Consider the following 10,731-nt stretch of genomic DNA (forward strand, 5'->3'; position numbering starts at 1 on the left):
CGGGCGTGCTTGTCTTTGATGCGCAGGCGCAGGGTTTTGGTGCAGTCCATAGCGTTGGATTATTCAATGGATGCAGATCCAAAGCGAGCGCAATTGGGCACCGCTGCACAACCGCCCCTGAGGACGGTTGCGCCGTCCGCGCTCTCGACCCCGGGCTGAACCCCGGGGCTTCCCGCGCACTGGGTGATGGTGTCGAGCATCGGCCCCTTCTGGGATGCCAACGAGACCTGGCTGGTGCTGGGCGTGGGCGTGCTGCTGGTGGCGTTTCCGATGGCGCAGGGCGTGGTGCTGTCGGCGCTGTACCTGCCGGTGACGGTGATGCTGCTGGGCCTGGTGCTGCGCGGCGTAGCGTTTGACTTTCGCGTCAAGGCCCGCGACGCCCACAAGGCCACCTGGAACCGCATTTTTGCGGGCGGCTCTCTGGTCACGGCGCTGGCACAGGGCTGGATGCTGGGCGCTTACGTGACGGGCTTTCAGGACGACCTGTGGGGTTGGCTGTTTGCCGCAGGCATCGCCCTGACGCTGCCCGCTGCCTACGCTCTGCTGGGAGCGGGCTGGCTGCTGATGAAAGCCGAAGGCGACTTGCAGCGCAAAGCTGCGGCCTGGGGGCGCCGGGTGCTGTGGCCCATGGGGCTGGCACTGGTGGCGATTTCTGTGGCCACGCCGCTGGTCAGCGCCACGGTGCGGGCCAAGTGGTTTGTGCTGCCCGAGTTGTTTGTGCTGCTGCCCATCCCGCTGGCCTGTGCGGCGGCGTTTTGGGCCATCCGCCATGTGCTGCGCACGCCGCGCGTGGTGGAAGCGGGCTATGGCTGGATCGTCTTTGGCGGCATGGTGCTGATTTTTGTGCTGGCCTTTTTCGGTCTGGCCTACAGCCTGTACCCCTACATCGTGATCGACCGCATCACCGTCTGGCAGGCCGCCAGCGCGACCGAGTCGCTGGTGGTGATTGCGCTGGGCGTGGCGCTGACGCTGCCGGTCATCATCGTCTACACCATCTTCATGTACCGGGTGTTCTGGGGCAAGGCGCGCACGCTGACCTACGGGTTGTGAGGCGTGTGGGCGCGGGGCTCCCGTGGGCGCACCTGCCCCGTGCCCTGCTCAATCGAGCGCGATGGTGCTCCAGGCGCCAAACGCGGGCGCGGCCAGCGGCCACTGGTCGGCGCGCGGGGGCGGGCTGGGGCCGGGCGCTGTCTGCACCAGCCACTGCACGCAGCGCGCCACACCGGCGTGGGTGATCCAGAGCACATCGCGCTGCTGGCGCCGGGCAGTCTGGCGGGCCGCTTGCAGCGCTGCCGCCACGCGCGCCAGCACGGCGGCCAGGTTTTCACCGCCGCCGGGGCGGTGCGCGGCAAAGTCGGCGGTCCAGGCGTCCAGGGCGGTGTGGCCGATGTCGTCCCAGGGGCGGCCCTCCCAGGCGCCAAAGTCCATTTCGGCCAGTCTGGCATCGGGTTTTGATACCAAATCGGGCCGCAAGCCTTGCAGAGTATGCGCGAGCAGCTCACATCTTTGTAGCGGCGAGTGGTGGGCGATCAGGCCCTGGGGCAAGGCGCTGGCCAGTTGGCGGGCGCTGTGGGTGGTGGCGGCGGGGTCGGCGGGCACGTCCAACGCGCCATAGCAGTGGCCGGGGGCTATCAGCGGTTGTGCGTGGCGCACCAGCCAGAGCTGGCGTTGGGGCGCTGTCATGCGGCCACCCAAAGCGCCAGCGGCCCCAGCGCCAGCGCCGCGCCCAGGTAAAAGCCCACTTCGCTGACCTGCTGCACGGCACCCAGGCCGTCACCCGTGAAGCCCTGCAAGCGCCGCGCCAGGCGCCGCGCCATGTGCCCCGCAGCCAGGGCGCTGCACACTACGGCTGCTATTAAAAACAGAGCTGCTTGCGCTTTCCAGACAAGGGCCAGAGGCAAAAAACACCATAAACCAGCCGCTGTCAGGGCCTGGGCGCTGATCTGGTCGGCCAGCGGCTTGCTTTTGGAGCGGGCCGTATCACCCACATGCGGCAGCCACCGCACCAGCCACAGTGGCCACCAGCGCGAGAGCACATGGCCGCCCACCAGCGCGGCCAGCGCGGCGCTCAGGCTGTGCGCGCCCAGCAGGGCCAGCAGGCTGACCTTGGCCAGCAGCGCCAGCACCAGTGCCATGGCGCCAAAAGCGCCGATGCGCGAGTCTTTCATGATGTCCAGTGCGCGCTCGCGGTCGTAGCTGCCGCCCAGGCCGTCGGCCACATCGGCCAGACCGTCTTCGTGAAAACCGCCGGTGAGCAGCACGGTGGCGATGGTGCAGCCCACGGCAGCCACCGCTGGCGCCAGCGGGTTGGGCGCCAGCGCCCAGTGCAGCGCGCCATACGCCAGCGCCGCTGCCGCCGCCACCAGCCAGCCCACGCCCGGAAAGTGCGCGCTGCTGGCACGCAGCATGGCGGGGCTGAAGCCCACCCAGTCGGCCAGCCGCCCGGTGACGGGAATGCGCGTAAAAAACTGCACGGCCAGCAGGTAGTGGCGAAGGGCTTGCATCCAGAAAAAACCTTGAAAAAAGGCCCGTGTGGCCGGGCGTGAGCTGGTGGTCAGGGCGTGCCCGCCAGGGGCGCGCTCTCAGGGGGGAACATACCGGGCGGCGAGAAATGGATGGTGTTGCGGCCCGACTCTTTGGCCTGGTACATCGCATCGTCTGCCTGCTTGAGGATCTCTTGGGGGCTGGCGCTGCCCCAGCCCGCCCACAAAGTAACGCCGATGCTGGCGGCGCAGTGGTGCTCGATGGTGCGCGCAGGCGCGTCTGGCTGGGGGGCCTTCAGGTGGTAGGGGCGGGCCAGCGCCAAGCGTATTTTCTCTGCCACGGCGATGGCCTGCGGCTGGGCCAGGTGGGTGTGGGCGCTCAGGCCCCCCAGCACCACCACAAACTCATCGCCGCCCAAACGCGCCACCGTATCGACTTCACGGATGCTGGCCACCAGCCGCGCGGTCACCTCGATCAGCAGCAGATCGCCCACGCCATGGCCATGCGTGTCATTGAGCGGTTTGAAGTTGTCCAGGTCCAGCAGCATCAGCGCACCGTACTGCCCGGTGCGCTGGCTGCTGGCCAGGGCCTGCTGCAGCCGCTCGTCCAGCATGCGCCGGTTGGGCAAGCGCGTCAGGCTGTCGTAATAGGCCAGGTTGCGGATTTGCTCCTCGGCCTGTTTGCGCTCGGTGATGTTGGTGTGGACTATGACGGCGCCCAGCCGGCCTTCGGCCAGCGGCGAGACGGTCATGAAAAACCAGCGCTGCTCTGTCGGTGAGTGGCAGGCGTATTCCTGGTGGAAAGAGGGCAGTTTCCCGTCCAGCACGGCCTGGATGCCCTCCAGTGCACTGCGCGCCGTGTCGGTATGGCCCTGGTCGGTGAGGCAGGCGCCCAGGTAGTTCGCGCCCAGCTCGGTGTGGGGCGCCATTTGCCCAGGAATGCTGCTGTTTTGTACCGAGAACTGGCGCCACGCTTCATTGACCCCGACGATGCACCCGCGCTGGTCAATCACCACAATCTCGTTGGCCACCGAATTGAGCACGGCCTGTGCAAAGGCCTGGCTCTCGTGCAGGCGCTCCTCGGCCAGCGTTTTTTCAATGGTGATGCTGGCCAGCCTGGCGGTTTGTTCGATCAGGGCAATGTCGGTCGCGCTGGGGTGGTAGGTGCCACGGTGGTAAATGCCAAAAGTGCCCAGAACCCGGTGGGTGCCTGAGCGAATGGGTTGCGACCAGCATGCCCCCAGCCCGGCCTGCGCTGCCAAATCCTTGAAGTCGGCCCAGTAAGGGTGCGAGGCGATGTCCTCGACCACCACGCGCTCGCTGGTGAAGGCGGCGGTGCCGCAAGAGCCCACCCCCATGCCGATTTCCAGCCCCTCCAGGGCGGCGTTGTAGGCCTCGGGCAGGCTGGGTGCAATGCAGCGCTGCACGCGCTGGCCTGCCTCGTCGAGCAGCAAAATGCTGCACAGCTTGTCTGGGTGCAGTGCCTCGATGCCTTGGACGATGGCTTGCAAAATCGTTGCCAGTCCGTGGCCTGTGGCCAGCATTTCCAGGATGTGGCTGTAAAAGTGTTTGTAGTCGTCGCGCTGTTTGCGCTCGGAGATGTCGCGGGTGATGCCCAGTAGCCCTACATACCGCCCCTCGGCGTTGAGCACACCATTGGCCGTGACCTCTGTCCAGACGGGGCTACCGTCTTTGCGGGTGTGCTCCAGCTCGGCGTGGAATTGCGGTATGGGCAAGCCTGCCCGGATGGCCGCTGCGTTGCCTCGGATGGCCTCGTCAATCAGGAGCCTGGCTTGGGGCATCAGTGACTCGTGCAGCGTCTGTTGCATGGCCTCGGCGCTGGTGTAGCCCAGCAGCTTGCGCACCGACGGGCTGACGTAGGTGAAGCGCCCCTGCATATCCAGCGTCCAGATCACATCGTTGGCGTTTTCGGCCAGCAGGCGGTAGCGCTCCTCGCTGGTTTTGAGGTCTTGCTCCATGCGTTTGCGCTCGGAAATATCCACGATCAGGCCCAGCATGGCGCTGCCCTGGCCGCCACCCAGATCAAACGCACGCCGCTGGTACAGGGCGGTGCGCACGATGCCATCGGCAAAAGCGATTTCGATCTCCTCGCTGGTCTGGCCGCCTTGGCTGAGCAGCGCCAGATCGGCGGCCTGGAAAGCTTCCCGTGCGGCCAGGGGAAGGTAGTCCAGCTCCAGCACCGTCTTGCCGACAAACACTTCGCGCCGGATGCCGAACGCCTCCTCGTAGGCGGTGTTGCAGGCCGTGAAAACGGTGTGTGCGTTCTTGATGAAAATCGGATTGGGCAGGGCGTCAATGAAGGCGGAAAACAGCCGCAGCTGCTTTTCCAGGGCTGATTTCTGCGCCTCCAGGCTGCCCACCAGGTGATTGAAGCCCATGATCAGCGTTCCAATCTCGTCCTGGCGCGCCACTGGCAGGGGCTGGGCTGGCACCTCGGTTGGGGACATGTGCGCCAGCATCTGGGCGGTGTCCAGCAGCGGCCAGAGTTCGCGCCGCAGCATCCACCAGGTCAGCGCGCCCGCCAGCACCGTCAGCAGCAGGGCGGCTGTGACCACACGCTGCTGCATGGCATGGATGGGTGCAAACGCTTCGGTGGCAGAGATGGATGCAGCCACCCCCCAATCCACCGCCGTCATGCGCCTGGCCGAGCCCATCACCTCAATGCCTTTGGGGTTGATGTACACCTGCGAGCCCTCAAAGCCGTCGATAAAACGGTCGATGGCCGCCGTGGTGCCGCGCGGTGGCAGGGGCTGCATGATGCGCTCTTTTTTGGTCGCGGCAATGATCAGGCGCTCTTGCCGTGCCACCAGAAAATAACTGCCTGTCTTGCCGTAAGGGCTCTGCGTCAGCTGGTCGAGGAAGTCAGCGTTTCGCAGCGCAATGACGCCAGCCAGCGTCCCGATGCTGCGCCCCGTGGCATCCCGGATCGGTGCGGCGATGCCAATCACCGGCACCGCCATTCTTTTGTCCATGACCGGGGTGCCGACCACGGTCTGACCGTCCTTCATCGCCATGGCCACGGCGGCGCGGTCTATGAAGTTGACGCCAGTGCGCCCCAGGGCGCGGGGTGTTTCGGCCACCGCCGTGCCATCGGCGCGGGTAATGAGCACGCCCCCGCTGAACAGGCTGGGCAGCAGGGGCTGGCTGTCCAGAAGGTGCTGCAGCCCGGCGCTGTCGGCCATCGCCTCTGGCCCGATGCTGTTGGCCAGTAGCGTCAGTGCCTGGATGCGCTCGTGCAGATGGGCGTCGGCAGCCCGGGCGATGAAGGACACCACCGCCAACTGCTGCTCGCTCAGCTGCTGCTGCATGTCCTGGCGCAACATCCGGCTGGCATACAAGGTCAGCGACCACAGGCTGGCGACAAAAATCACCAGCATGAACAACGTGATGCGGGCCTTGAGCGAGCCAGGGATGCGAATTTTGGAAAGCATGGCGTGCGTGTGCCGTGGCACTCTGGCGATCGAGGCGGCGTTGCTGAAAAACCGGGTCAGGTACAGAGATTCAAAATTGATAGCTGCAAGCGCTTGCTGCGTAAGCGCAGGAGGCCATTTTGACTATTATTCCTGGCGTCAGGCTTGCGGTGTCTGCAAGAACAGCCGGTAGGCCGGGTTGAGCGTTTCCTCGACATACGGATAGCCCAGCGTGGCCAAAAAGGCGGCAAAGGCATCGGCGTCTTCGGGGGGTACCTGCAAACCCACCAGGATGCGGCCATAGTCGGCGCCCTGGTTGCGGTAGTGGAACAGTGAGATGTTCCACGTCGGCTGCATCAGGCTCAAGAACTTGAGCAGTGCACCGGGCCGCTCGGGAAAGACAAAGCGCAGCAGCCGCTCGTCCTGCGCCAGCGCCGAGTGGCCACCCACCAGGTGGCGCAGGTGCTCTTTGGCCAGCTCGTCGTGCGTCAAGTCCAGCGCACCAAAGCCGTGCTGGCTGAAGGTTTGCGCCAGTTGCGCCGACTCGCCCTTGCCCTGCGTGGTCAGCCCGACAAACACGTGGGCGCGGTGGGCATCGCTGATGCGGTAGGTGAACTCGGTGACGTTGCGCGGGCCGCCGGGCAGGCCGCCAATCACCTCGCAAAAGCGCCGAAAGCTGCCGCGCTCTTCGGGGATGGTGACGGCCAGCAGGGCCTCGCGCTCCTCGCCCACTTCGGCGCGCTCGGCCACAAAGCGCAGGCGGTCAAAGTTCATGTTGGCGCCGCACAAAATGGCGGCGTAGGTTTCGCCCTGCGTCTGGTGCTGGGCCACGTACTGCTTGATGGCGGCCACCGCCAGCGCACCGGCGGGTTCGACGATGCTGCGCGTATCGACAAACACGTCCTTGATGGCCGCGCAGACGGCATCGGTATCGACGGTGATGAACCCATCGACCAGCCCCTGGGCGATGCGGAAGGTTTCTTCGCCCACCAGCTTGACGGCGGTGCCGTCCGAGAACAGTCCCACATCGGGCAGCGTGACGCGCTCGCCGTGGGCCACCGACTGCGCCATGGCGTCGGAGTCGTTCATCTGCACGCCGATCACCTTGATCTCGGGGCGCACGGCCTTGATGTAGTTGGCCACGCCGGAGATCAGGCCGCCGCCGCCAATGGCCACGAACACCGCATCCAGCCGGTGGCTGCCCAGCTGGGGCAGCTGGCGCAGGATTTCCATGGCGATGGTGCCCTGGCCCGCGATCACGTCAGGGTCGTCAAAGGGGTGGACGAAGGTCAGGCCCAGCTCTTTTTCGAGCTTGACGGAGTGGGCATAGGCGTCGGAGTAGCTCTCGCCGGCCAGCACCACCTCGCCGCCCAGGGCGCGCACGGCGTCGATCTTGAGCTGCGGTGTGGTGGTCGGCATGACGATGATGGCGCGCGTGCCCAGCTTTTGCGCGCTCATGGCCACGCCCTGGGCGTGGTTGCCCGCGGATGCGCAGATCACGCCGCGCTCGAGCTGGCCCGGCGTGAGGTGGGCCATCTTGTTGTAGGCGCCGCGCAGCTTGAAGCTGAACACGGGCTGCTGGTCTTCGCGCTTGAGCAGCACCTTGTTGTGCAGGCGCTGGCTCAGGTTTTTGGCCAGCTCCAGGTGGGTTTCGGTGGCCACGTCGTACACGCGCGCGGTCAGGATCTTTTTCAGGTAATCGAGGGGAGTGAGTTGCTGGGTCATGGTGGGGGTGCCAGGAAAGTTCGCAGCCATCATAGGCGCCCGCATCCAGGCACTGCCTCCCGGAAAAGACCAAAAAAAAGCCCCAGGCCGTGAGGCTTGGGGCTGAATCCATCCTTTGAGGAGATGGAGGAGACAAACGTTGCGAGGGCTGGTGGCATAGCCACTTTGCCGGTGCCTGTTGCAATCAACTGGCAGCGCTGGATGGGAGTTTACCCTAATTGGTGTGGAAATGTTGCGTCGCAACAAAATCCGGGACAATTCAGGGGTTAAAGCAATCTTTGCCCTGTTTCAGGTGGCTGCACGTGGGGGTGGGCAAGGCGCTCAGGCAAAAATCATTTCACATAACAAAGGTCATCGGCATGGAATGCACAGTGAGTTGGACAGGTGGCGCGGGCACGCGCTCGGGCATGGGTTTTGTGGCAGAGACGGGCAGCGGCCATGTGCTGACCATGGATGGCGCGCCCGACGCTGCCAACCCCGCCAACGGTGGCCAGAACCTGGCGCCCCGGCCCATGGAGACGGTGCTGGCAGGCACGGGCGGCTGCACCGCCTATGACGTGGTCTTGATCCTGAAGCGCGGGCGCCACGATGTGCGCGGTTGCAGCGTCAAACTGACCACCGAGCGCGCCACCACCGATCCCAAGGTGTTCACCGCCATCCACATGCACTTCACCGTGACCGGCAAAGGCCTGGCTGCGCCCGTCGTGGAGCGCGCCATTGCCATGAGCCATGACAAATACTGCTCGGCCAGCATCATGCTGGGCAAGACAGCGGCCATCACCACCAGCTTTGAGGTGCTGGAGGCCTGACAAACGGCATGGCCTGCGCAGCGTGCAGCGCATTCAGATGTAGTGTGCGGTGGTGGTCATGACCTTGGCTGCTGCCTGCATCAGCGCCCGCGCGGGCAGCGGGATGTCTGCGGCGCCTGCGGCCAGCGCGTTGGCAGCATGGCGCTCTTCGTCGTCTTTCATTCGCTCGACGATGGCGCGCGAGGCCAAATCTTGTTCCGGCAAACGATCGAGGTGGCTTTGCAGGTGGGCGGCCACCTGGGTTTCGGTTTCCACCACAAAGCCCAGGCTCATGGCGTCGCTCACTTTGGATGCCACCACCCCCAGCGCAAATGCGCCCGCGTACCACAGTGGGTTGAGCAGGCTGGGGCGCGTGCCCAGCTCTTGCAGGCGCTCGCGCGTCCAGGCCAGGTGGTCGCCCTCTTCGCGGGCGGCCTCCAGCAGGTGGGCGCGCAATTGCGGGTCTTTGGTGACAGCGGCCTGGGCGGTGTACAGCGCCTGTGCGCACACTTCGCCCACATGGTTGACGCGCATCAATGCACCCGACAAGCGTTGCTCTGCGGCGTCGAGATCACCAACGGGATGTTGCTTTCCGGGCGATTCTTCATTGGCACGCGGCGTGGCAAAGAGCGTGCGCAGGGCCGCATCGGCAGCGGTGAGTAGTTGATCCATCGGTTTCTCCTGAGATTTGTTTGCTGCGGAAATTTCATTCAGATACAAAAAAGCAGGTTTTTGGACTTGACGTGATCTCTGGACGGATTGGTCAGTGCCATCTCCCTCGCTATGTTGCAGGCGTGCAACGAATTTTGGCTTTGGCGCCCATTGTGGGTGAATTCCTTTGCGAAACTGCCCCGTGTCTGGTGCAATAGATACAACTTCCCCACCAGGAGGTTGGCCCGGGGAACCGGCGGGACTGAGCAGGTGCCACAACACCCAAGACCCCCCGTACCGGCGCCCTATGTTTAACCTTGGAGTAACTCGCAATGAAAAAATCCCTGATTGCCCTGGCTGTGCTGGCTGCTTCCGGCGCCGCAATGGCCCAATCTTCCGTCACCCTGTACGGTGTCGCTGACGCTGGCGTGACCTACCTGAACGGTAACGACAACTGGAGCGGTGTGACCTCCGGCAACAACCTGACCAGCCGTCTCGGCTTCCGTGGCACGGAAGACCTGGGTGGCGGTCTGAAGGCTAACTTCGTGCTCGAAGGCGGCTTCAACCTGGACAATGGTGATGGCGCTTCTGGTTACGCAGGTGCCAAAGCTGGCGAAGGCTTCCAATTCAAGCGTCGCTCCACCGTGGGTCTGTCCGGCGGTTTTGGTGAAGTGCGTATGGGCCGCGAATTGACCGCTGCTTTCAACGCTACCGCACGTTACGATGTGTTCGGCAGCGTGGGTATCGGCCAGTCGCGCCTGTGGGCTGATGGCGGCGTCGTTGACGCTAGCGCCAACGCTACTGCTGTGACCACCAACCAGCGTATCAGCAACGCTCTGACCTATGTGTCGCCTGACTTCAGCGGCTTCAAGTTTGGCCTGAACTACGGTTTTGGCGAAACCACGGCTTCCAACAGCGACAGCGGCTACCTGGGTGCTGGCCTGACGTATGACAACGGCCCTCTGAGCCTGGGTCTGGGTCTGGAACGTCTGAACAACGGCGCGAACTCTGTGGCTGCCAGCGATATCGACGCGTGGAGCCTGGGTGGTTCGTACGACTTCGGCGTGGCCAAGCTGCTGGCTGGCTACCGCGTGTCGACTGTTGATCGTGCTACCGGCGAAAACAAGCGCAGTGGCGCTTACTTGGCCGCAACCGCTCCTGTGGGCGCTGGCACGGTGCGTGTTTCGTACAACCGCTACGAAAACGAACTCGCCAATGTCAAGGGCAAGGCTGACCAGTTTGCTGTGGGCTATGTGTATGGCCTGTCCAAGCGCACTTCGGTGTATGGCACCTACGCCTACATCAAGAACAAGGACGGCGCCAACCTGTACAACCTGGGCTCTGGTGGTCTGAAGACCAATGGCGCCCAACAAGGTTTCCAAGTGGGTGTCAGCCACGCTTTCTAATGAATGGCTGGCCTGAGCCAGCTTTCTTGAAAGTTTGACCTAAGCCACCCGTCGCAAGACGGGTGGCTTTTTTCATGGCATTTCTCTTTTTGCCGTGCCGTGCCGTGCCATGCCATGCCGTGCCGTGCCGTGCTACGACCGAACGCATGGGGCATGCTGACGTTGTTCGTTCACCCCAAGATTTGTAGCAGCCCGCTGCTCGTGTACGTCCTGGCAGCTTATTCAGAACATGCATCGCCTATGAATT

8 protein-coding genes are annotated in these 10,731 nt (G+C 64.3%); 3 read left to right on the forward strand and 5 right to left on the reverse strand.

What is annotated here, in order from left to right:
- Nucleotides 1–186 precede the first annotated feature (186 nt).
- Nucleotides 187–1,050 carry a cytochrome d ubiquinol oxidase subunit II gene (locus PHX69_RS11980; RefSeq protein ID WP_288043917.1) on the forward strand — a complete coding sequence of 288 codons (864 nt, stop codon included), beginning with the start codon at nucleotides 187–189 and terminating at the stop codon, nucleotides 1,048–1,050.
- A gap of 48 nt (nucleotides 1,051–1,098) precedes the next feature.
- On the opposite strand, the gene PHX69_RS11985 is transcribed toward PHX69_RS11980, so the two are convergent.
- The 4 genes from PHX69_RS11985 to ilvA all read right to left on the reverse strand — a co-directional run bounded on the left by PHX69_RS11985 (nucleotide 1,099) and on the right by ilvA (nucleotide 7,639).
- Nucleotides 1,099–1,683 (reverse strand): histidine phosphatase family protein, encoded by a 585-nt coding sequence (locus tag PHX69_RS11985; protein ID WP_288043920.1) that lies wholly within the window; start codon nucleotides 1,681–1,683, stop codon nucleotides 1,099–1,101.
- On the reverse strand, nucleotides 1,680–2,504 hold the full coding sequence (locus tag PHX69_RS11990; RefSeq protein WP_288043922.1) for an adenosylcobinamide-GDP ribazoletransferase: 825 nt from the start codon (nucleotides 2,502–2,504) through the stop codon (nucleotides 1,680–1,682). The genes PHX69_RS11985 and PHX69_RS11990 overlap by 4 nt, the downstream gene beginning before the upstream one ends.
- 50 nt (nucleotides 2,505–2,554) lie before the next feature.
- Nucleotides 2,555–5,935, reverse strand: a complete 3,381-nt coding sequence (locus PHX69_RS11995) for a sensor domain-containing diguanylate cyclase (protein ID WP_288043924.1) — start codon at nucleotides 5,933–5,935, stop codon at nucleotides 2,555–2,557.
- A gap of 138 nt (nucleotides 5,936–6,073) precedes the next feature.
- The gene (gene ilvA, locus PHX69_RS12000) at nucleotides 6,074–7,639 is read right to left on the reverse strand and encodes a threonine ammonia-lyase, biosynthetic (protein ID WP_119013808.1); all 1,566 of its coding nucleotides are present in this window, start codon (nucleotides 7,637–7,639) and stop codon (nucleotides 6,074–6,076) included.
- A 359-nt stretch (nucleotides 7,640–7,998) separates the two neighbouring features.
- Here ilvA and PHX69_RS12005 point away from each other — a divergent pair, with 359 nt between their 5' ends.
- Nucleotides 7,999–8,448, forward strand: a complete 450-nt coding sequence (locus PHX69_RS12005; RefSeq protein ID WP_288043926.1) for an OsmC family protein — start codon at nucleotides 7,999–8,001, stop codon at nucleotides 8,446–8,448.
- A gap of 33 nt (nucleotides 8,449–8,481) precedes the next feature.
- Here PHX69_RS12005 and coq7 read toward each other — a convergent pair whose 3' ends face one another.
- Nucleotides 8,482–9,099 carry a 2-polyprenyl-3-methyl-6-methoxy-1,4-benzoquinone monooxygenase gene (coq7, locus tag PHX69_RS12010; protein ID WP_288043928.1) on the reverse strand — a complete coding sequence of 206 codons (618 nt, stop codon included), beginning with the start codon at nucleotides 9,097–9,099 and terminating at the stop codon, nucleotides 8,482–8,484.
- Nucleotides 9,100–9,410: 311 nt separating this feature from the next.
- On the opposite strand from coq7, the gene PHX69_RS12015 reads away from it, so the two are divergent.
- Nucleotides 9,411–10,484, forward strand: coding sequence for a porin (locus tag PHX69_RS12015; protein ID WP_288043930.1), 1,074 nt, complete (start codon nucleotides 9,411–9,413; stop codon nucleotides 10,482–10,484).
- The last annotated feature ends 247 nt before the right edge of the window (nucleotides 10,485–10,731 follow it).

Source organism: Simplicispira sp. (assembly GCF_028687295.1).
Lineage (GTDB): Bacteria > Pseudomonadota > Gammaproteobacteria > Burkholderiales > Burkholderiaceae_C > Simplicispira > Simplicispira metamorpha.

Excerpts from the sequence above, each read along its gene's own strand:
- PHX69_RS12005 (WP_288043926.1), top strand. The coding sequence starts at position 7,999 with ATGGAATGCACAGTGAGTTGGACAGGTGGCGCGGGCACGCGCTCGGGC.
- PHX69_RS11980 (WP_288043917.1), top strand. The coding sequence starts at position 187 with ATGGTGTCGAGCATCGGCCCCTTCTGGGATGCCAACGAGACCTGGCTG.
- PHX69_RS12015 (WP_288043930.1), top strand. The coding sequence starts at position 9,411 with ATGAAAAAATCCCTGATTGCCCTGGCTGTGCTGGCTGCTTCCGGCGCC.
- coq7 (WP_288043928.1), bottom strand. The coding sequence starts at position 9,099 with ATGGATCAACTACTCACCGCTGCCGATGCGGCCCTGCGCACGCTCTTT.
- PHX69_RS11985 (WP_288043920.1), bottom strand. The coding sequence starts at position 1,683 with ATGACAGCGCCCCAACGCCAGCTCTGGCTGGTGCGCCACGCACAACCG.
- ilvA (WP_119013808.1), bottom strand. The coding sequence starts at position 7,639 with ATGACCCAGCAACTCACTCCCCTCGATTACCTGAAAAAGATCCTGACC.
- PHX69_RS11990 (WP_288043922.1), bottom strand. The coding sequence starts at position 2,504 with ATGCAAGCCCTTCGCCACTACCTGCTGGCCGTGCAGTTTTTTACGCGC.
- PHX69_RS11995 (WP_288043924.1), bottom strand. The coding sequence starts at position 5,935 with ATGCTTTCCAAAATTCGCATCCCTGGCTCGCTCAAGGCCCGCATCACG.